This window comes from Tardiphaga sp. P4_G1 (assembly GCF_056401215.1).
Window position 1 is genome coordinate 1 of sequence record NZ_JBFUJU010000007.1, and the last position, 21442, is coordinate 21442.

Here is a 21442-nt window from a genome sequence, read left to right on the forward strand (position 1 = left end):
GCGCTGTTGTCTGGCCCTGCGCGTAAGCGGGTTTGTAGCCGACCTGCACGCCGGCATTGCGCTTCAGCTCCCGGGAGACAGTCGATGGCGCGCGATCCAGAGCTGCCGCGATTTGCCGGATCGAGCGCCCTTCGGCGTAAAGCTGGGCAATCCTGTAGCGGTCATCCAGCGATAGCTGGGCGTAGGTTCCGTCCATCGCAACACCCTAATCTGGTGTTGCACTTCGTTTGAGAACTCAGGGGACCCATACACGCCGCGGCGTCATTTGGAGTGCTGTCGTCGTGGCTCGCCGTTACAATTGCGCATGCCGTGGTTATGGGTCCCCGCTTTCGCGGGGACGACAAACGAGAGCGTGCGGACGACCTACTGCCGCAGCAGGATGAGCGGGTCGGCACTATCCGGCACGCGGCGCCACTGCGCGTTGTCGTCAGCCTCGAAATGCCAGATCTCACCGGATGCTGACATCATCAGCAATTCGCCGCGTTCGAGGCGCCACTGCTTGGGATTGAAATTCGCCACCAGGGGGTCGCAGCGCGGCTTCAGGAACACGGCGAAGTTGTCCTGGGTCGTTTCGGTATTGGTCAGCGTCAGACCGCAGACCACGCGGCCGCTGCCGCGTACCATGGACCAGTCGCCAATCATCTGGTCCATCGACTTGGTCAGCGAGCGGGCTGCCGCCAGGTTCTGCAGGATATAGACGCCCTCGCCGGTACGAATGCCTTCAAAGATGCCGCTCTCGACCTCGGTGAAATCGATCACGGCTTCGCCCGTCGGATTCTGCAGCCGGACGATATCGAGCCCCTTGATGTTCCAGGCCGTGATATCCTTGGTGAAGGGCAACGCCTTCGCGCAATCCGGTTCGAGTTCGAGCTTCAGCCCCTGCGGCGACGTGTCGTTCTTCAGCGTCACCACGCAGGTCTTGCTGCGTTCGGTGGTGGAGAGCTCCCACTGCCCGATCATGTTTTTTCGAAGGGTGGCAGCGTCCTGCGCTCGCGCCGGTGCGCCGACGAGCATCGCGCCGGCAACTGCCAGCGCAAAATATCGACAGCGCCCCGACGCGAGTCTCACGATCAGCGTCCCTTTATCGGCGTTTCCGCAATCGGCGTCGTCGGCGCCTTGCCGGCGAACCAGAGCTTGAGGTTGTCGACCACCAGCTGATCCATCGCGTTGCGCGTCACCACCGACGCCGAGCCGACATGCGGCAGCAGCACGACGTTCTGCATCGACTTCAGCTCGTCCGGCACCTTGGGCTCCTGCGCAAACACATCGAGACCCGCGGCCAGAATGGTGCCCGATTTGAGGGCTGCAATCAGTGCAGGCTCATCGATCACCGAACCGCGTGCGATATTGATGATGATACCGCGCGGACCGAGCGCCTGCATGACTTCCGCGTTGACGAGATTGGCCGTCGACGGTCCGCCCGGCGTAATGACGATCAGCGTGTCCACCGCCTTCGCCATCTCGATCAGGTTCGGATAGTGTTTGTGCGAGACGCCAGCGGCGGGGTTGCGCGAGTGATAGACCACCGGCACCAGCGACGCGTCGAGACGACGCGCAATCGCCTGACCGATGCGGCCCATGCCCACCATGCCGACCTTGCGGTCGCGCAGCGAGCCGACCGTGAGCGGATAGGGCTGTGTCAGCCACAGGCCCGAACGGACATATTTATCCGCCTTGATGAATTCGCGGGCAGTGGCGATGAACAGGCCGAGCGCCGTATCGGCGACTTCCTCGGTCAGCACATCCGGCGTGTTGGTAACGAGGATGTTGTTCTCGGCGGCATATTTCGCGTCGATGTGATCGTAGCCGACGCCGAACGAGGAGATGATCTCGACCTTGGGATATTTCGCCAGCACGGCGCTGTTGGTTGGCACCAGGCCAGTTACGGCGATACCGCGGATTTTCTCGGCGACACCCGCCGGCAGCCGTTCGAGATCGTGCTGGGTTTCATATTTATGCAGTATGAACTGATCCGAGAAACCGTTATTGATCAGCGGCTTCGTCGGTCCGTAGATTAGCAGGTCGATTTTGTCCGAAGAGATTCCCGTCCCCATTATTTTTCCTTTCGCAGTGCACTCTCATGCCAGCGCCGCAACACAATGTGGGATACCAGCGCGAGCAGCATATAAATCACAATCCCCGCAACGGACAGCAACAATAACGCAGCGAACATTCGGGGAATATTGAGGCGATAGCTGGATTCCGAAATGCGATAGGCGAGGCCTGAACCAGCACCCGCCGCACCTGCAGCGATTTCCGCCGCCACCGCGCCGATCAGCGACAATCCGCCGGCAATGCGCAATCCGCCAAGTATGAATGGCAGTGCCGCCGGAAACTTCAGATAGCGCAGCACCTGCCAGCGCGATGCGCGGTAGAGCTGGAATAGCCCGGCCAGATTGCGATCTACCGAATTGAGACCGAGCGTCGTATTGGCCAGCACCGGGAAGAATGCCACGATCCAGGCGCAGACAACGACGGCCGTCTGCTGCGGCAGATAGATCAGCATCAGCGGCGCGATGGCGATGACGGGCGTCACCTGCAGCACGATGGCATAGGGCAGCAGCGAATATTCCAGCCATTTGGACTGGTTGAACAACAGAGCCAATGCGATGCCGCCGATGGCTGCGGCGATGAAGCCCTCCAGCGCGGTCAAAAGCGTCACGCCGAGGGATTCAGACAGAACCGGCCAGTCGGCGATCAGCGTCTTGAAAACGAGTAAGGGGCCGGGCAGCAAATAGGGCGGGATTTCGCCGATCCGAACGACGAGATCCCACAACACGATGCCCGCAATGAACACGACGACGGGCCAGACAATGCGCTGCCATTGCATATCGCTGCCCGGCACGACCGAACCGCGATCGACTGTGGGCAGTGGCTCCAGCCCTTTCATGCCCGTGCCTTTGCGTCATTGGCCATCTCGTCACTGGCCTGCATCAGCGCCTGCGAGACGGCGCGGCAATAGCCGGCATAGGCCATCGAGGTGCGAAACGCGTCGGCGCGCAGTTCAGAGGATTCGATACGACATTCGGCGCTGACGCGACCAGGCCGCGAGGTCATCACCACAACGCGCTGCGACAGATAAACCGACTCGAACACCGAATGGGTGACGAAGATGACCGTCTTGCCGAGTTCACGCCATAGCGCCAGCAGGTCGTTGTTGAGCCGGAAGCGCGTGATCTCGTCGAGCGCCGCAAACGGCTCGTCCATCAGCAGGATATCCGGCTCAGTCACCAGCGCGCGGGCCAGCGACGCCCGCATCTTCATGCCACCCGACAATTCGCGCGGATAGGCTTCGGCAAAGTCCGCGAGACCGACCTGTGCGAGCACCTCATCCACCCGCGCCGTCGACTGCGCATCCGGCATATGTGCCAGCTTCAGCGGCAGCCACACATTCTCCCGGATTGTGCTCCACGGCATCAGCGTCGGCTCCTGGAACACGAACCCAATGGCGTGACCGCTGCTCTGCGCAGCGACATCTAAAGTGCCCGCTGACGGCACGATCAGGCCTGCAATCAGGCGGAGTGCAGTAGATTTGCCGCAGCCGGACGAGCCCAACAGCGAGACGAACTCGCCCTTGCGAATGTCGAGATCAAGCGGCCCCAGCGCCACGGTGCCATTGTCATAGACCTTCGTGACACCGCGCAGGCGCACGGCGGTGGGGGCATCGCTCGACGGCAACGCAGGTTCGACCATCTGCCGGGCTACTTCTTCGGCCGGAGATCGAGACCGACACCCTTGTTGATGAATTGCAGCGTATAGGCCTTGCGATAGTCGATGTCGCGCTTGACCACGCCTGCGCGTGACATCTTGTCGAAGAAGCTGGCAACACGCGCTTCGCTCATGGCGCCGATACCGTCTTTGAGCGTATCACCTGAGTCGACGATGCCGTATTCCTTCATCTTGGCGATGGAATAGGCCAGCAGGTCATCGGTCATTTCCGGGTTGAGCTTCTTGATGACCTCATTGGCGGCTTTGTTGTCGCCATAGAGATAGTTGTACCAGCCAATCATCGAGGCATCGACGAAACGCTGGACAAGGTCCGGCTTCTTGTCGACCCATTCGCGGCGCGTTTCGATCAAGGTCGAATAGCCATCGAAACCGTAATCCGCGAGCAGCATCACGGTTGGCTTGAAATTGGCCTGCTTCTCGACCACGAACGGCTCGGACGTGACATAGCCCTGCATCGCGCTGTTCTTGTCGACGATGAAGGGCTGCGCATTATAGGTGTAAGGCTTGACCTTGGACGCGCTGAAACCGAGTTCGGATCGCATCCATTGGAAATAGCCGGCGACGCCCTCCTTCGAGATCAGCAGCGTCATCGGCTTGAGGTCTTCGAGCTTGGTCACCTTGGGATTGGGATGCGCCAGAAAGACCTGCGGGTCCTTCTGGAAAATCGCGGCGACAGCGACCACCGGCACATTATTGGCGACGGCATCGAAGGATTGCAGCGTGTTCGCGCTCATAAAGAAATCGAGCTTGCCCGAGATCAACAGGATGCGGTTGTTCACGTTCGGCCCGCCCGGCACGATGGTGACGTCGAGCCCGTAATTCTTGTAGGTGCCGTCCGCGACCGCCTGGAAGAAACCGCCATGTTCAGCCTCGGCCACCCAGTTGGTTCCGAAACTGACCTTGTCGAGCCTGGTTTCCGCCGCGGCGGGCGACCGCGCGGCCATCACGGCCAGCACGCCAATGGTTAACGCGCGCAGCAGGGATATCGGGCTCATATTGGACTCCGTCGACCGTTATGGCCCATGATAGGAAGCAATCTGCTGCCAGACTACCCTGCAAAATTGACCAAAGAAACGCATCTCGATGACTGCCAACATGCCGCCCCGCGACTGGACTGCCATTCACTGGCCCAACATCGCCAAGAGCGATCCGGCCTCCTGGATTGCTGTGCTGCCATTGGCCGCGACCGAGCAGCACGGACCGCATCTGCCTCTCGGCACCGACGTCATGATTGCGGAGGCTTATCTTGCTGAGGTCCAGCGCCTGCTGCCTGCCGATATTCCGGCGACATTTCTGCCGCTTCAACCTGTGGGGATCTCGACCGAGCACCTCGCCTTTCCCGGCACGCTGACCCTGCCGACCGAGATCGCATTGCAGACCTGGACCGCGATCGGCGAAAGCGTCGCGCGCGCCGGCGTTCAGAAACTCGTGATCGTCACTAGCCACGGCGGCAACAGTGCAGCAATGACGCTCGCGGCGCAGGACCTGCGCGCCGAATACGGCATGCTGGTCGCCACCACCGGATGGAATCGGTTCGGTGCGCCGGATGGCCTGTTCACCGACGAAGAATTGCGTCACGGGATTCATGGCGGCGCCGTGGAAACATCGATCATGCTGGCGCGCTATCCGCAGCATGTGCGCAACGACAAGATCGCAAACTTCGCGTCGTCAGCGATCGCGATGGAGAAGACCTATCGCTGGCTGTCGGCGAGCCGACCCGCGCCATTCGCGTGGCAGGCCGAAGACCTCCATCCCAGCGGCGCTATTGGCGACGCCACGCAGGCATCAGCCGACAAGGGCGAGAAGCTGCTGGCACACGGCGCAAAAGCGTTCTGCGAACTACTCGCGGACATGCATCGCTTCGACGTGACAGCGTTTGATCGCGAACCGGATGCCGGCGCGTGAGATGTGGTTAACCGCGGATTGCGCGATTCACGCGACGACATATTCCGCGCGGATGACGACACGATTCTGAAACCAAAATAATTTGCCTGAAACCAAATAGTTCGACCGGGTCTCGAACCCGATCCGTTTGGGCTCCGACTGATTGGCATGCAGGCCACGATGGCTGCACTTCAACAGGATGGAGTTATCCCATGTCGATCAAGTCCAAGATTGCCGCTTTCGCTCTCGTTGCTCTCACTGCTGCCGGCACCATGGCATCGTCCCAGCAGGCTCAGGCCAAGGGCCCGGGCATCGGCTTCGGCATCGCTGCCGGTGTTGTCGGCGCCGCAGTCGTCGGTAGCGCCATTGCCGCCAATAACGGCTACTACGGTTACGGATATCGCTGCGGTTGGGTCCGCCAGTATGACGGCTACGGCAACTATGTCGGCCGCGTCCGGACCTGCAACTACTAATCTCTTGATCGACTGACGTGGATTTGCGTCCGACACGGGCGCCTCATCCACCCCGTGTCGCACCAGACCCGCTCGGTTGTCCCCCCGAGCGGGTCATTTTTTTGCGCTCGCCAAATGCCTTTCGAGCCGTGCCGGCCAGCTGCTGTTATCCAACCGTCATGATCGGCTGCCACTGAAACATGCTTCTCCAGTTGCTTCTTGCTATTGCGAATTAGTTGCAATTATAGTCGGGGAGTCGACGGGTTGCTCATTCTGTTTCGTTTTGTCTCACGACGACCCTCGATACCCCCAACGTTATGGGCGAATCGACTATTTTTGTGGAATATCAAACGGTTCGTCGCATGATCGGCGGCGACCTAAAGCGAGAAATGACGGCCGCATGAAGTACCCCGACCGATCGCGAGTATTGTCGTGAAGCGCGTTTTGGCCGGTTTTGCGCTGGGCGCATTGGCGTTCGATGGCTCTGCGATCGCGGCCGATATTTTGCCCGGCATGGCGCTGAAAGCGCCCCGCCTGGTTTACGACTGGACCGGGTTTTATCTCGGCGGTCACATCGGCTATGGCGGCGGCAGCTTTGGTCCCGGCAGCAATCCGCTGCCCGCGCAGGGCGTTTTCCTGCCGCCTTCGCCGACCGGCCTGATCGGCGGCTACCAGATCGGCTACAACAGGCAGCTCAGCAACAACGTCGTGCTGGGCTTCGAGGCCGACGCCACGTTCAGCAGTCCGCAGGACGCAGCGCGGTTGATGCCGGCGCCTTTCCATACGACCTTCGACTATTTTGCGACCGCACGCGGCCGCATCGGCTACGCCTTCGGCGCGTTGATGCCGTACGTCACCGGTGGCGTGGCGTGGGGACGCACCAAGCTCAATCTCAATGATGCCGACGGCGACCTCATATCATCGGCGACCCGCACCCATTTCGGCTGGACCGCCGGCGCGGGCGTCGAATTTGCCGTTGGCGGCAACTGGACCGCGAAGGCCGAATACGCCTATCTCGATTTGATGCGGCAGACCTATGACCTCGGCAATGCCGGGCTGCCGAATGTGAGCGTTGATCCGAATATTCACACCGTCAAAGTCGGCTTGAATTATCGGCTGTGGGACACGCCGCCGTGGTTGCCGTCAGCCCCCATCGTCGGCAAGACTGTACTGCCGGAATCGACAGACTGGAACGTCCACGCCCAAACCACTTTCATCGCGTCCGCCTATCCGCGGATTCGCTCGCCCTATGAAGGCACCAACAGCCTTCCTGGCGGCGGCCAGGGGCGCGAGACCTTTACGACGACGGCGTTCCTCGGCTGGCGACTGTGGCAGGGCGGTGAGCTCTATCTCAATCCCGAGCTGGCGCAGGGCTTCGGCCTCAATTCCACGCTCGGCCTCGCCGGCTTCCCTAATGGCGAGGCGCAAAAGGGCGGCGCACCGTTTCCGCGCTTTCGCATGCAGCGCTATTACTTCCGCCAGACGCTTGGCCTCGGCGGCGAACAGGAAGACGTCCCCGACGCCGCCAATCAATTGGCTGGCAAACGCGATATCGACCGCATCACGCTCACGGTCGGACGCTTCGCGGTGGGTGATTTCTTCGATGGCAATTCCTACGCCAAGGATCCGCGCGCCGACTTCATGAACTGGGCAATGTGGTCATCGGCCGCTTACGACTTTCCAGCCGACCTGCCGGGCTTCACCCGCGGCGCCATCGTTGAACTGAACCGCAAGGACTGGGCGATCCGAGCCGGCCTGTTTCAGGTGCCGGCGCAGCCTAACAACGACGTCCTGACCTTCAAGACTGGCGGCGCGGTCGTCGAATTCGAGGAGCGTCACCAGATCTTCGATCAGCCCGGCAAGCTGCGCGTCGGTGCCTTCATCAATCGCGGCAATACCGGTAGTTATCGCGGCGCACTGGCGATCGAGGCCAATGATCCCACGCTGGATATCAACGACGTGATGTCCTCGATCCGCCGCGCCAGCGACAAATACGGCTTCTACGTCAACGGTGAGCAGCAGGTTGCCACCGACGTCGGCATCTTTGGGCGCGTCAGCTGGAACGATGGCCAGAACGAGATCCTGTCCTTCACCGATATCGACCGCAGCGTCTCTGCCGGCGTCTCGATCAAGGGCAGCCATTGGGGCCGCGCCAATGACACGATCGGCCTTGGCGGCGCGATCAACGGCCTGTCCGCTGCGCATCGCGACTTCCTCGCCGCCGGCGGCAATGGATTGCTGATCGGCGACGGACGGCTGAATTACGGCACCGAGCGCATTCTCGAAACCTATTACGCCTATGCCATCGACAAGAACTTCACCCTCACGGCCGACTACCAGCTGATTGCGAACCCCGCCTATAACAAGGATCGCGGGCCGGTCTCGATCTTCTCAGGCCGATTGCACGGCGAGTTCTGATCTCGAACCCGCTGCGCCGTCATTGCGAGCGCAGCGAAGCAATCCAGTCTTCCTTGGTAGTAGGTAAAGACTGGATTGCCGCGTCGCTCGCTTCTCGCAATGACGGAGGAGAGATCTAGGCCGAACGTTCCAGAGCTGCTGGCAGGAACGAGCCTGCTTGCGCCATTTCCCATGCATCGCGAAAGCGCTTGTCGCCAGTGCCATCGACCAACTCGTTGTGGCGCAGTGCCGGATACATCCGCGTGAAAGACAGGACGTCGGTACTGGAGGCGCGATGCGAGAAATGGATCGGACGAATATCCTGCGGATGAGCGAGCCCGGCTGCCGCGATCAGCTCAGCCAGCGCATGCAACGTCGCCTCGTGATAGTTGTAAACGCGATCGGTCTTCTGAGGCACAGCGAGGGCGCGATTGCGCGTGGGGTCCTGCGTCGTGACGCCGGTCGGGCAACGATCGGTGTGGCAGCTCAGTGACTGGATGCAGCCCAGTGCGAACATGAAGCCGCGCGCCGAATTGCACCAGTCGGCGCCGAGCGCCATGGCGCGGGCAATATCGAAGGCCGTCGCAATCTTGCCGGAGGCGCCAATCTTGATGCGGTCACGCGCGCCGATGCCGATCAGCGCATTGTGCACGAAGTTGACGCCCTCGCGCATCGGCATGCCCAGATGATCCATGAACTCCAGCGGCGCCGCGCCCGTGCCGCCTTCATTGCCATCGACCACAATAAAATCCGGATAGATGCCGGTCTGCAGCATCGCCTTGCAGATCGCGAGGAATTCCCAGGGGTGGCCGATGCACAGCTTGAAGCCGGCGGGCTTGCCGCCGGACAGACGGCGCATCTTGTCGATGAACTCCATCATCTCGATCGGTGTTGAAAACGCCTTGTGATAGGCTGGCGAGATACAATCCTCACCCATGGCGACGCCGCGGATACGCGAGATCTCCTCCGACACTTTTGCCGCCGGCAACACGCCGCCGTGGCCCGGCTTTGCGCCCTGGCTAATCTTGAGCTCGACCATCTTGATCTGATCGTTGACGGCAAGCTTCGCGAAGGCGTCGGGATCGAAGTTGCCATCACGCGTGCGGCAACCAAAATAGCCGGAGCCGACCTCCCAGATCAGGTCGCCGCCGTTCTCCTGATGATACGGACTGACGCCGCCTTCTCCAGTGTCATGCGCGAATTCACCACGCTTGGCGCCGGCATTCAGCGCGCGGATCGCATTGGGGCTGAGTGCACCAAAGCTCATAGCCGAGATGTTCAGTACAGAGGCCGAATAGGGCTTGAGGCAATCCGGGCCGCCGATGGTGATGCGGAACTGCTCAGTCGCATGCGGCCGCGGCGCGACCGAATGGTGCATCCACTCATAGCCCTCTTCGTAGACGTTCTTCTGGGTACCGAAGGGACGCTTGTCGAGCACCATCTTGGCGCGCTGATAGACCACCGCGCGCGTGTCGCGGCTGAACGGCATGCCATCCTTTTCGCTCTCGAAGAAATACTGCCGCATCTCCGGACGGATTTCTTCGAGCAGGAAGCGGATATGCGCCGAGATCGGATAGTTGCGCAGAACCGCATGATCCTTCTGCAGCACGTCGTGAATGCCGAGCATCGTCAGGCCGCCGAAGACGATGACCGGGATGACAACGAGAGGGATGACTTTCGGGTCGTGAATGCCGATGCCGACCAGCAGCAAGGTGGCGACACCGCAGATCGTCAAAACGATGAAGCGCGGCGAGAGGGGAAGCATCAACGTTTCCATAAAAATCCTGCCTGACATGAATGGCGCTAGCGTTACACAGACCCGATGACGCAAACATCACAAGCGCGTTGCCGCAGAGCATCGCGCCAGAGTGCCCAATCTATCGCGCCACGCTCAATGAATCGTTGCAAAAAGCGAGGGCCCCAGACGACAAAACCCGCGCCGGAGCGCGGGTTTTGCAGTGCAGTGAATTTTGATGGTCTCGGGCTGCCTTAGCGTTCGACGAACGCCTTCTCGATCACGAAGTGGCCCGGCTTCGAGCCGCTGCCTTCGATGAAATCGCGCTCTTCGAACATGATCTTGAGATCTTCGAGCATGCTCGGGCTGCCGCACAGCATGATGCGGTCGGTCTCGATCGAAAGCGGGCCCTGGCCGATGTCGTTGAACAGCTGCGACGACGCGATCAGGTCCGTGATCCGGCCGCGGTTGCGGAACGGCTCGCGCGTGACCGTCGGGTAATAAGTGAACTTGTCCTTCATCAGCTCGCCGAACAGCTCGTCCTCGGCCAGCTTGGCGACCAGGCGCTCGCCATAAGCGAGTTCGGAAACCTGACGGCAGCCATGCACGAGCACCACATGCTCGTAGCGCTCATAGACGTCGGGGTCCTTGATCAGGCTGGCGAACGGCGCGAGGCCGGTGCCGGTGGAGAGCATCAGCAGGCGTTTACCGGGCAAAAGATTGTCGGTGATCAGCGTACCGACAGCCTTCCGGCCGACCAGGATAGTGTCGCCTTCCTTGATCTTCTGCAGGCGCGAGGTCAGCGGACCATCCGGCACCTTGATGCTGAAGAATTCCAGCTCTTCTTCGTGGTTCGCGCTGGCCATCGAATAGGCGCGCAACAGCGGCTTGCCATCCACTTCCAGGCCGATCATGGCGAACTGGCCGTTCTGGAAGCGGAACGAGGTGTCGCGGGTGGCTTTGAAGCTGAAAAGTGTATCGGTCCAATGCTGGACAGAAAGAACTTTCTCTCTGTGAAAGGCGCTCATGAGATTTGATTTTCCAGTGCGGGCTTTTTTAGAACAAGTCCATTGTTTGCCGCGTCACGATGCCGAGAAACCATTGCGGCTATTGGCTAATTTGGTTCTCGCAGCTGCGAATGACAATTAGTCAAAGAAGCCATGAAGTGCAATTGCGGACTGAGGGAGGCGGTCGATTAATTTCCAAAGCAGGTTACCCATGCAGCAGCAGCCCATCTGGCCACGACATTAAATTACCCGATATGGGAGGTTTCGTTCAGTTTCTTGCCGGACACCGTTAATGGTATCCGGCTGGATCACCCGATCCCGATCCGGTAGTTTCCGGCCACCTCGTTAAAGTCGTCGCAGGCGGCTTTTCGTTCAATCGTCGGCCTGGTCCTTGATGACATCCCTTCGCGACATCCGGGCCGGAAAGCCCCCATCCTATCCCGACCAGTCGATCTATGCCGAATACGCTTGCCGCCAGTTCGGGCTGGATTTCGTCGACGTCGATGGCGGAACGGGCCTGATCTTCACCGTCGGCCGCAATGGCAAGAGCGCATCCTTCGGCGCCGGACGCGGCTCGTTCTTTCCGCAGAACAACGCCACGGCTGCGACGCTGGCGAATGACAAGTATTTCGCCAATGTGCTGATGGAGCGCGCCGGCGTCCCGACTTTGGGCGGGAAATACTTCTTCCTGCATGAGCGTTATCGCGCCCATCGCCCGCCCGGCCACGAACATGCCGACGCCGTCTGGCATTTCGCCGAACTCGGCGACCGGGCCTTCATCAAGCCGCTGATGGGATCCCGCGGCGATTTCGCGGAGATCGTCGCGGGCGGCGATGCGCTCATGGCCTATCTCAAGCAGGTTGCGCAGTATTATGACGCGATCCTGATGCAGCGCATCTATACCGGCCAGGAATATCGTGTGTTCATCCTCGACGACGAGGTCGTGTATTGCGCGCAGAAGACGGCGCCTTTTGTGACAGGCGACGGCAAGGTGACGCTCAGGCAATTGATCGCCGCGGAGACGTCCACGCTGGACCGCCACGGGATTTCGTCGGTCACGTCAGGTCTCGATGATGCCTCCCTCGATCGCGTGCTGCCATATGGCGAGCGGCGCGCGATTCCCGGCCGGATGAATCGCAGCGCAGGCGGCAGCATGAGCTTTGCGGCGCCGGGTAACGAAACTGTTGCCTTTGCGATGGCGCTACAGGCCGCCAAGGCGCTCGGCCTGCGCGCTGGCGCGGTCGACCTGTTTACGGATATCGACGGAGATGCTGCGGCCATGCGCGTGATCGAGGTCAATGCCAATCCGTCGATCCGCTTTCTCGAAGACAGCGGCCGCGAGGATCTGATCCTGCGCATCTGGCGGCATACATTCACGGCGATCGGCCTGCTCGATGTTTAACCTGCCCAAATATGGCGACGGCCTATGCCTCGCCCGGCTGGCGATGCTGCTCGACGCGCTGTCTATCGACCGTGTCAGGCTGCGCAAACATTCCGTCGTCGTCACCGGCTCCAACGGCAAGGGCTCGACCGCGGCGTTCTGCGCCAGCATCGGACGCGCCTTCGGACTGCGGACCGGGCTGTTTACGTCACCGCATCTCTATCACTTCAACGAGCGCTTCCAGATTGACGGCGTGCCCGTCGATGACGAATTGCTCGAAGCCCTCGTCCTGCGCGTGGCCACCGCCATCGCAGATCTCAAGCAGCACACGCTGCATGAAACCTTCGGCGCCTTCGAGGCGCAGTTCGCGCTGGCCTGCCTGTATTTCCAGGAGACCGAATGCGAATTCGCCGTGTTCGAGGCGGGCATCGGCGGACGCTACGATCCAGTTCGACTGGTCGGCGCCGACATCACCTGCGTCACCTCGGTCGATCTCGAACACGTCAACCTGCTCGGCAACTCGCTGGAGCTGATCGCCTGCGACAAGAGCGATGCATGTATCTCGGGCGGCACCGTCGTCTATGGCGAGAACTGCCTGCCCATGCGCGGCAATCTCGCCGAGTACAATCGGAACCGCAACGTCACCGGCCTGCATATCGGCGACGAGATCACGATCAGCAACGTCTTTGCATCAGCCAAGGCCCAGGCCTTCAACTGCCGGCTCGGCGCATTCGACCTGCGCGCGCTCGAACTCATGCTGGCCGGCGAGTTCCAGCTCAACAACGCCGCCATTGCGGCTGCGCTGTTCATTCTCTGGATGCAACGCATGCATCCGGATGCGACCACCAGCGCCATCGATCTCGCTGTTCGCACCGGGCTGCGCGATACCAGATGGCCAGGACGGCTCGAGATCGTCCAGCGCGATCCACTGACCGTCATCGATGTCGGCCATACGCCCGATGGCGTGGCACAGGCCCTGAAGAGCCTTCGCGCCATCCATGGCGATGACAACTGGTTGCTGGTGCTCGGCGTCTCCGGCGACAAGAACGTCGACGATATCGCCAAGCATCTCGCGCCCGTCTTCGATACGATCGTCTGTACCCGCGCCTATCACAAGGGCGCAGACGCGCGCGTGGTCGGCGCTGCGGCGCGCAAGGCCCACCCGGCGGCGCGCATTCATGTGGCCAATGCCATGGAAGACGCGGTGCGCCTCAGCCAGCAACTGGCTCGCGCCGTGCCGCGCAAGATCTATGTGGCGGGTGGACTGTTCGCGGCGATCGAATATGCCACGGTGCTGCGCGGCGGCAAGGCGCAGGATCTGGTGTTTTTTTGAGAGATTGAGCGGCCTCTCAGCTGTCGTCCCCGCGAAGGCGGGGACCCATAACCTCCAAGCCTGAGGTTAGAAACTGCCGTAGCCACAGTGCCAAATCTTTAAATCGGCGTGTATGGGTCCCCGCCTTCGCGGGGACGACATTTGATAGTACCATCGACCTAATGAAGAACGCTAAGCCTCAATTCGTCCCGCCCGCTGAATCATCCAGCACTTTAAAACTCTCCTCTAGCTGCGGCGAGATCGAAACGCCCATGCGCTCGCCGGTCGGCAGGCGGGCGACGAACCATTTGTTATAGAGCGGGATCAGATCGCGGTTTGAGCCAAGGCGCCGGAAGGTGCGCTCGACGACGTCACTCAGTTGCTTCTCGCCCTTGCGGAACATGATGCCGTAGGGATCATAGGACAGGTAATCGCCGACGACGCGGAATCTGTCCTGCGACTTGTGCCGCGCGATCAGGCCCGACAGCAGGATATCGTCCGTCGCGAAGGCATCGGCCTTGCCGTCGACCAGCATCTGGTAGCTCTGCTCGTGATCGGGCGAGACCACGATGTTGAGACCGAGATTGAATTTCTTGTCGACAGCATGCATCGCCTGTTCGTTGGTGGTGCCTTTGGTAACGACGATGGTCTTGCCCTTGAAGTCGGTCGGCGCGGTACCCGTGGTGGTTTTCGGCACCATCAGCTTGGTGCCGGCGACGAACATGAGCGGCGAGAACGCGACCTGCTTGCGGCGTTCGGCATTGGCTGTGGTCGAGCCGCATTCGAGATCGATCTTGCCGTCGACCACGGCGGGAATGCGATCGTCCGACGTTACTTTTACATATTCGATCTTGAGCTGGGGATCGTCGACCTCGATGCCGATATCCTCGACGATGGCCTCGCAGAGTTCGAGACTGTAGCCGATCGGCCGGCCCGCCTGATCGAGAAACGAGAACGGCGGCGAACTCTCGCGGTAGCCGAGCTTGACCACATGCGCCTTCTTGATCGCCGCCAGCGTGGGGCTAAGCCCTTCCGCAGGCGCTTGCGCCTGCGCAGTCGTCGCCAGCAGCAAAGCTGCCAGAAGCCCGGTGATCGAACCGGTCAGATAGTAGCGCATCACGCACCTCAACCATGTCCGAGGGCGGGAATTTCTCCGGGAATCATGTCGCCAGGCACCACATCGTCGGGACCCAGCTCATGCTCGGGCGCGAGTTCGCCTTCCCATTTTGCGACCACCGCTGTGGCCAGCGAGTTGCCGATCACGTTGGTGGCGCTGCGACCCATATCGAGGAACGTATCGATACCCATGATCATCAACAACCCGGCTTCGGGAATATTGAACTGGCTGAGCGTGGACGCGATCACCACCAGCGAGGCACGCGGCACGCCGGCCACGCCCTTCGAGGTGATCATCAGCGTTGCCAGCATCGCGAGCTGCGTGCCGAGCGACATCTCGATGTGATAGGTCTGCGCGATGAAGATGCTGGCGAAGGTGCAGTACATCATCGTGCCGTCGAGATTGAACGAGTAGCCCAGCGGCAGCACGAAACTGGAGATGCGCGACGAGGCGCCGAAGCGGTTAAGACCTTCCAGCGTCTTCGGATAGGCAGCTTCCGAACTTGCCGTGGAAAACGCAATCATCAAGGGTTCGCGGATCAGCCGCAGCAGATGGCTGTAGCGCGGCCCGATGACGATGAAGCCGACCACCACGAGGATACCCCACAGAATCGCCAGCGACAGGTAGAAGCCGCCCATGAAGACGATCAGCTTCCACAACACGCCCAAGCCATTCTTGGACACCGTCGCCATGATCGCCGCCCACACCGCGAGCGGCGCGAACAGCATGACATAGCCCGTCACTTTCAGCATGATGTGACCGAGATCATCGATCAGTTGCAGCATTGGCTTGGAGCGTTCCGGCATGGCGCCCATCGCAACTGCGAAGAACACGGCAAAGATAACAATCTGCAGGATCTCGTTCTGCGCCATCGCGTCCGCGATGGAGGTCGGGATCAAATGGGTCAGGAATTTCTCGATGGAGAAAGCCGACACCGGCAGGCCCGTCGATTGCCCCGCAGCCGGCAGCGTTCCCGGGAAATTCGCGCCGGGCTGCAACAGGTTGACCATCACGAGGCCGAGCAGCAGCGAGATGAAGGAGGCACTGACGAACCAGCCCATGGTCTTGGCGAAGATGCGGCCGAGCTTGGAGCCCGAGCCCATATGGGCGATGCCGCCGACCAGCGTGGCGAAGACCAGGGGCGCGATGATCATCTTGATCAGGCGCAGGAACAACATGGCGATCAGATTGACGTCGGCCGCGATCTCGACGCGGCTATCGGGTAAATAGTTGAAAACCAGCGAGCCCATCACGATGCCCAGCGCCATCGCGATCAGAATGTATTGCGTAAACCTGTTCGACATACCGTCCCCCGTTACACATTCCCAACTGCGACAGTCTGTCATATTGATCAGAGCGCGCAACAAGCTTCGTCAGCCGCGTACCGTTTCGGTATCATCAGGCGGCAAATAGCCGTTGTGGAATGCCGCGCTGCCGCATAGCGTCATCGCCAACTACAAAAACTGTGCAGTCTGATTGTTTTGTACGCGGCGACTGCAACAAGTTTCGACACAGGAAGAAACAGGGAGACAACGGCCATGACCGACACCGTCAATCATCAGGTGCTGCTCGTCGAAAAGCCCACAGGAAAATTGGGGCCCGAGCATTTCAAACTATCAAAGGGCCAGATTCCCGAGCCGAAAGATGGCGAAGCGCTGCTGCGCGTGCGTTACATCTCGCTCGACGCTGCCAATCGCGCATGGATGCATGGCGCGACCTATCGCGCTGCGGTCGAGGCCAATACGGTGATGGCGGGCGGCGGCATTGCCGAAGTCGTGTCGTCGAAGTCTCCTGCGCTGAAGCCGGGTGACATCGTGTTCGGCGACACCGGCTGGCAGAATTACGCGGCAGTGCCGGCCAAGCATCTCAACAAGATGCCATCAATGGAGCCGATGACGCATCTGCTCAGCGTCTATGGCATCGCCGGACTTACAGCTTATTTCGGCCTGCTGGACGTCGGCAAGCCCAAGGCAGGCGAGACCGTCGTCGTCTCGGCGGCGGCCGGTTCGGTTGGCTCCATCGTCGGCCAGATCGCCAAGATCAAGGGCTGCCGTGTGATCGGCATCGCCGGCGGCAAGGACAAATGCGACTGGCTGACCAAAGAACTCGGCTTCGATGCCGCGGTGGACTACAAGGACGGCGCGGTGTTCAAGGCGCTGAAGGCGGCAGCGCCGGGTGGCATCGACGTCTATTTCGACAATGTCGGCGGCGACATTCTCGAGGCTTGTCTCGCACAAATGAATCTCAACGGCCGCATCGCCTGCTGCGGCGCCATCTCGCAATATGACGGCGCGCCCTCGGCGACCGGCCCACGCGGCGTCCCCGGTCTGATCGTGGTGAAACGCCTGATCATGCAGGGCTTCATCGTGATGGACTATATGAACCAGCGCGAAAAGGCTTTGACCGATCTGCAGTCCTGGGTCGCCGCGGGCAAGCTCAAGGTCCAGGAAGACGTTATCGACGGGCTGGAGAACACGCCGCAGGCCCTGATCGGTCTGCTGGCCGGTGAGAACCGGGGCAAGCGGATGGTGAAGGTGTAGGGAGATCGTGTAGCGGGGCTTCTCTCTTATCCCTCCCCCTTGCGGGGAGGGTGGCCGGCCGCTTGGCCGGTCGGGTTGGGGGTGCCACAAGCGACGCTCTCACGTGGGGCACCCCCACCCCGGCCTCCAATTCGTCGATGCTCCGCATCGCGTCGTTCGGCCGACCCTCCCCGCCTAGCGAAGCTTCGCTTCGCGCGGGGGGAGGGATTCCTCTGACGCCTGCGCGTCATCGCGGATGTGAATGTCAAACAGCCACTGCCCTTCAGACATGCGTCATCGCCCCCATTGTTTGCGGCGCGGGGGCGCCGACGTCGCTTGCATTCCCGCCCCCCTGTGAGAGGGGCGTGCGGAACGCCGGGTGCCCGTTGCACCCTTGGGCCTGATGCGATGCGGTCTTCCGCAATTTAGAGTGCATCAGGACTTTCGGAGGCGTCAGGCAAGTGCCCGACGTTCCGCCTGCGGTGTTTTTTCGGTTGCTTGCACTTTGCCTCGACGAACGCTCCGATCGCGAATTAAAGTCCCAAGGCGATGGGAAGGGAGCCTCAAGCGACTAGGCCGAACGCGTTTTGAGTTGGTCGTCCGTCACACTGTCCAGGGGTCTGTCCATCCGAAGGTCGGCCGTCTCCTTGCCAGTGGCAGTGCTGGCGCAGATCCGTCCTGCCCGAAGACAGACGTTCCCCCATGAACCGCGTGACGCCGCATCTCCGGCGTCCACCGCATCCCACCCCGCGAACGTGACGATCGCGATCGCCCCTCTCGGTGGGGCAGGACGAATGGGAATATAAACCAGACGGGGATACTGTCAACGGGAGATAGGAAAAAATGTTTGGGTGCGCCAAACTGTCATTCCCCGGCAAACTAATTGGTTTGCCTGAGGGCGCGAGGAGACACCGAAGGCGGCGTATCGCGAACCTCAGCCACTCCAATTGGAGTGGCGGGGTTCGCGCTCTGTCAGCTTCGCCGGCGACGAGCCATGCAGATTGCGACGCGCCCCCACGCCGCGACGTCCTATCCACCCGCCCCCCGCTTTTGTATGACCTAGCACTCACTCCCTCCAGCCCATCGATATCTCGCAAGAAGGAAAATCCATGACTGATGCGGCGACTGACGCGGCCTATGCTGAACTCGAAGCCGCCGGCTGGAGCATCATGGACGATGACGGGTTCATCCATTTCGTTGGCCCGATGTGGCACCGGATCGTCGATGGCATCAACGAATTCGCCATTCTCGGCCAGGACAAGCACCGCAACCGCCGCGGCGTGGTTCAGGGCGGGGCGGTGATGACGCTAGCCGACCGGAGCTGCGGCATGGCGGCGCGCGAGGCCGCGGGGGTCGAGGCGCTCGCCACGGTCCAGATGGATACTTATTTCGTCGATGCCGCGCGGATCGGCGACCTGATGATCTCCCGGCCCAAGGTCGTGCGTGCCACCAAGAGCCTGATCTTCATGAGCACCGAGGTCAGTGTGAACGATCACGTGGTCGCCACGGCACATGGTGTGTTCAAGACGGTCCGCGACCGCACCGATGCCGGGCGCAAGAACGACTGACCTGACGGCCGCCGCGGATTTTCGTCATCTTCACGGATTTTTTTTCGCACGCGGCGGAACGAAAGCGCGATCAGCTCGCTTAGCAAAGACATGCGAACCAAAACAGTTTTTACGCGACCTATATTCGTATTCGATTGATCACGTTTAGACTGACCGATGCTTTCGACCCGAACCATCCCGGCCCCGTGGCCCATGGAACCGGCGATCAAGGTTCAAATCCCATGGCCCAAGACACTGCCGTAAACGACGCCGCCCTCCCCGCCACCGTCCTGGTCGTCGAGGACGATGTACTGCTGCGCATGTTTGCGGTCGAGATGATCGAGGACGCCGGTTTCCGGGTGATCGAGGCGCCGGATGCAGACGCTGCGATCCGCGTGCTCGAAGCGCGCAACGATATCCGCATCATCTTTACCGATATCGACATGCCCGGCTCGATGAACGGACTCAAGCTCGCCCATGCGGTCGCCAATCGCTGGCCGCCCATTCGCATCATCGCAACATCAGGCCACTTCAGGATAGGCGAACGCGACCTGCCCGATGGCGGCCGCTTCATTGCCAAACCCTATCGGCAGCACCAGATCATCGGCGCCCTCACCGAATTCGCCAATCCCCGCAGCGCATTCGGCATCTGATAAGCCCCGTTCGCACTTGCGCTCACGCTTGACGCCTCCACACCGCCCGGTCACCCTCGGTTGCTAGATACCAGCTATCGGCGGGGGCAGGCGATGTGGGCATCACTCCAGAACTTTCTCGATAGTTCCATGTTTGCGCCGCACGGCATTTGTCTGCTGTGGGACCCCGGCCTGATCTGGCTTCATGTCGGCTCGGATGCGCTGATCGCCGCGGCCTATTTCTCGATCCCCGTCGTCCTCACGATCTTCGTCTGGAAGCGCCGCGATGTGGAGTTCGGCTGGATCTTCTGGGCCTTCGCGCTCTTCATCATGGCCTGCGGCCTGACCCATGTGATGTCGATCTACACGCTGTGGGTTCCGGCCTATGGCGCCGAAGGAATCCTCAAGGCGATCACGGCCGTCGCTTCGGTCGTCACCGCAGCGATTCTCTGGCCACTGCTACCGAGGCTACTGGCGATCCCCTCGCCCGCACAGTTGCGCGAAACCGAACTGGCGCTGATCGAGGAGGGCCGGCACCGGCGCGAAGCCGAGGACATGCTGCGCCATACGCAGAAGATGGAAGCGATCGGCCATCTCACCGGCGGTGTCGCCCATGACTTCAACAATCTGCTGACCATCATCATCGGCAATCTCGAAATCGCCGAGCACAGCATCTCGACCTGGACGGAATCGTCGCGCGATCGCCTCAGGCGCGTCATTGCCAGCGCAGCCGGCGGCGCGCAGCGCGCCGTGGTGCTGACGCAGCGCCTGCTCGCCTTCGCACGCAAGCAGCCGCTCGACCCGAAGACCATCAATGTCAACGGATTGCTCCACGGCATGTCGGACTTCTTCCAGCGCACGTTGAGCGAGAATATCGATCTCGAAATCGTCGGCGGCGCCGGGCTGTGGCAGGTCGAGGTCGATCCGAGCCAGATGGAAGCCGCCATCCTCAATCTCGTGGTCAATGCACGCGACGCCATGGCCAGCCAAGACCATCTGAAGATCGGCAAACTGACGATCGAAACCAGCAACGCCTTCATCGACGAGATCTACGCCCTGCAGCATTCCGATGTGGTCATCGGGCAGTATGTCCTGATCTCGGTGACGGATACCGGCCCGGGCATGCCCAAGGACGTGCAGGAGCGCGCCTTCGACCCGTTCTTCACCACCAAGGAGCCCGGACAGGGCACCGGTCTCGGCCTGAGCCAGGTCTACGGCTTCGTCAAGCAATCCGGCGGCCATGTGAAGATCTATAGCGAGGTCGGCGAAGGTACGACCATCAAGGTCTATCTGCCGCGCAGCAGACAGCATGCGGAGCAAGCAAGCGAGATCGAGAGGCGCATCGTCGGCAGCAAGGGCAACGAGACTGTGATGATCGTGGAAGACGATCCGGATGTGCGGTCCTACCTGGTCGAGACGCTGGAAGGTCTCAACTATCAGGTCCGCGAGGCCGGCAATGCCGACGCAGCGCTGGCCGACTTCACCGAAGATCCCGAACCGTTCGACCTGCTGCTGACCGATATCGTGATGCCCGGCATGAACGGGCGACTGCTGGCCGACGAGATGCAGAAGCGGCAGCCCAAGCTGAAAGTGCTTTTCATGACAGGCTATTCGCGCAACGCCATCGTGCATCAGGGCCGGCTCGATCCCGGCGTGTCGCTGCTGCAAAAGCCGATCACGCAAGCAGCGCTCGGCGGCAAGGTGCGCGAGATGCTCGACAAGCGGTAGAG

19 protein-coding genes are annotated in these 21442 nt (G+C 61.1%); 9 read left to right on the forward strand and 10 right to left on the reverse strand.

Annotation, left to right across the window (positions count from 1 at the left end; translation table 11 throughout):
* The 6 genes from AC1DUY_RS17550 to AC1DUY_RS17575 all read right to left on the reverse strand — a co-directional run.
* Positions 1 to 196 (reverse strand): helix-turn-helix domain-containing protein (locus AC1DUY_RS17550; RefSeq protein ID WP_478115900.1); only part of this gene is annotated, 196 nt, incomplete at its 3' end.
* A 167-nt stretch (positions 197 to 363) separates the two neighbouring features.
* Positions 364 to 1014, reverse strand: a complete 651-nt coding sequence (locus AC1DUY_RS17555; protein WP_441232304.1) for an AprI/Inh family metalloprotease inhibitor — start codon at positions 1012 to 1014, stop codon at positions 364 to 366.
* 56 nt (positions 1015 to 1070) lie between these two features.
* Positions 1071 to 2054, reverse strand: coding sequence for a 2-hydroxyacid dehydrogenase (locus AC1DUY_RS17560; RefSeq protein ID WP_478115902.1), 984 nt, complete (start codon positions 2052 to 2054; stop codon positions 1071 to 1073).
* Entirely contained in the window at positions 2054 to 2830 is a 777-nt protein-coding gene (locus tag AC1DUY_RS17565) for an ABC transporter permease (RefSeq protein WP_231081230.1), read from the reverse strand. Before AC1DUY_RS17565 ends, AC1DUY_RS17560 begins: the two co-directional genes overlap by 1 nt.
* 56 nt (positions 2831 to 2886) lie before the next feature.
* The gene (locus AC1DUY_RS17570) at positions 2887 to 3693 is read right to left on the reverse strand and encodes an ABC transporter ATP-binding protein (RefSeq protein ID WP_478115904.1); all 807 of its coding nucleotides are present in this window, start codon (positions 3691 to 3693) and stop codon (positions 2887 to 2889) included.
* Positions 3694 to 3701: 8 nt separating this feature from the next.
* Positions 3702 to 4724 (reverse strand): ABC transporter substrate-binding protein, encoded by a 1023-nt coding sequence (locus tag AC1DUY_RS17575; RefSeq protein WP_478115906.1) that lies wholly within the window; start codon positions 4722 to 4724, stop codon positions 3702 to 3704.
* An 88-nt stretch (positions 4725 to 4812) separates the two neighbouring features.
* Between AC1DUY_RS17575 and AC1DUY_RS17580 the strand changes: the two genes are divergently transcribed.
* The 3 genes from AC1DUY_RS17580 to AC1DUY_RS17590 all read left to right on the forward strand — a co-directional run bounded on the left by AC1DUY_RS17580 (position 4813) and on the right by AC1DUY_RS17590 (position 8483).
* Complete coding sequence (locus AC1DUY_RS17580) at positions 4813 to 5634, forward strand: creatininase family protein (protein ID WP_441279161.1); 822 nt, start codon at positions 4813 to 4815, stop codon at positions 5632 to 5634.
* A 191-nt stretch (positions 5635 to 5825) separates the two neighbouring features.
* Positions 5826 to 6086, forward strand: a complete 261-nt coding sequence (locus tag AC1DUY_RS17585; RefSeq protein ID WP_068733822.1) for a hypothetical protein — start codon at positions 5826 to 5828, stop codon at positions 6084 to 6086.
* Positions 6087 to 6497: 411 nt separating this feature from the next.
* Positions 6498 to 8483 carry a carbohydrate porin gene (locus tag AC1DUY_RS17590; protein ID WP_478115908.1) on the forward strand — a complete coding sequence of 662 codons (1986 nt, stop codon included), beginning with the start codon at positions 6498 to 6500 and terminating at the stop codon, positions 8481 to 8483.
* A 115-nt stretch (positions 8484 to 8598) separates the two neighbouring features.
* On the opposite strand, the gene AC1DUY_RS17595 is transcribed toward AC1DUY_RS17590, so the two are convergent.
* Together AC1DUY_RS17595 and AC1DUY_RS17600 are read right to left on the reverse strand one after the other, a co-directional pair.
* A complete protein-coding gene (locus tag AC1DUY_RS17595) occupies positions 8599 to 10239 on the reverse strand; it encodes an FMN-binding glutamate synthase family protein (protein WP_320446465.1) in 1641 nt (546 codons plus the stop codon).
* A 212-nt stretch (positions 10240 to 10451) separates the two neighbouring features.
* A complete protein-coding gene (locus AC1DUY_RS17600) occupies positions 10452 to 11225 on the reverse strand; it encodes a ferredoxin--NADP reductase (protein WP_089266309.1) in 774 nt (257 codons plus the stop codon).
* A 373-nt stretch (positions 11226 to 11598) separates the two neighbouring features.
* Between AC1DUY_RS17600 and AC1DUY_RS17605 the strand changes: the two genes are divergently transcribed.
* Together AC1DUY_RS17605 and AC1DUY_RS17610 are read left to right on the forward strand one after the other, a co-directional pair.
* Positions 11599 to 12606, forward strand: coding sequence for an ATP-grasp domain-containing protein (locus tag AC1DUY_RS17605; protein WP_478115911.1), 1008 nt, complete (start codon positions 11599 to 11601; stop codon positions 12604 to 12606).
* Positions 12599 to 13918 (forward strand): bifunctional folylpolyglutamate synthase/dihydrofolate synthase, encoded by a 1320-nt coding sequence (locus AC1DUY_RS17610; RefSeq protein ID WP_478115913.1) that lies wholly within the window; start codon positions 12599 to 12601, stop codon positions 13916 to 13918. Before AC1DUY_RS17605 ends, AC1DUY_RS17610 begins: the two co-directional genes overlap by 8 nt.
* A gap of 178 nt (positions 13919 to 14096) precedes the next feature.
* Here the strand turns inward: AC1DUY_RS17610 and AC1DUY_RS17615 are convergent, their stop codons facing one another.
* Together AC1DUY_RS17615 and AC1DUY_RS17620 are read right to left on the reverse strand one after the other, a co-directional pair.
* A complete protein-coding gene (locus tag AC1DUY_RS17615; RefSeq protein WP_478115915.1) occupies positions 14097 to 15014 on the reverse strand; it encodes an amino acid ABC transporter substrate-binding protein in 918 nt (305 codons plus the stop codon).
* An 8-nt stretch (positions 15015 to 15022) separates the two neighbouring features.
* Complete coding sequence (locus AC1DUY_RS17620) at positions 15023 to 16318, reverse strand: dicarboxylate/amino acid:cation symporter (protein WP_120288203.1); 1296 nt, start codon at positions 16316 to 16318, stop codon at positions 15023 to 15025.
* Between the two features lie 234 nt (positions 16319 to 16552).
* Here AC1DUY_RS17620 and AC1DUY_RS17625 point away from each other — a divergent pair, with 234 nt between their 5' ends.
* The 4 genes from AC1DUY_RS17625 to AC1DUY_RS17640 all read left to right on the forward strand — a co-directional run bounded on the left by AC1DUY_RS17625 (position 16553) and on the right by AC1DUY_RS17640 (position 21440).
* Positions 16553 to 17554 (forward strand): NADP-dependent oxidoreductase, encoded by a 1002-nt coding sequence (locus tag AC1DUY_RS17625; RefSeq protein ID WP_120288202.1) that lies wholly within the window; start codon positions 16553 to 16555, stop codon positions 17552 to 17554.
* A 1088-nt stretch (positions 17555 to 18642) separates the two neighbouring features.
* Complete coding sequence (locus AC1DUY_RS17630) at positions 18643 to 19101, forward strand: PaaI family thioesterase (protein WP_439056984.1); 459 nt, start codon at positions 18643 to 18645, stop codon at positions 19099 to 19101.
* A 221-nt stretch (positions 19102 to 19322) separates the two neighbouring features.
* Complete coding sequence (locus AC1DUY_RS17635; protein WP_478115919.1) at positions 19323 to 19733, forward strand: response regulator; 411 nt, start codon at positions 19323 to 19325, stop codon at positions 19731 to 19733.
* A 129-nt stretch (positions 19734 to 19862) separates the two neighbouring features.
* The gene (locus AC1DUY_RS17640; RefSeq protein ID WP_478115921.1) at positions 19863 to 21440 is read left to right on the forward strand and encodes an ATP-binding protein; all 1578 of its coding nucleotides are present in this window, start codon (positions 19863 to 19865) and stop codon (positions 21438 to 21440) included.
* Positions 21441 to 21442 lie beyond the last annotated feature (2 nt).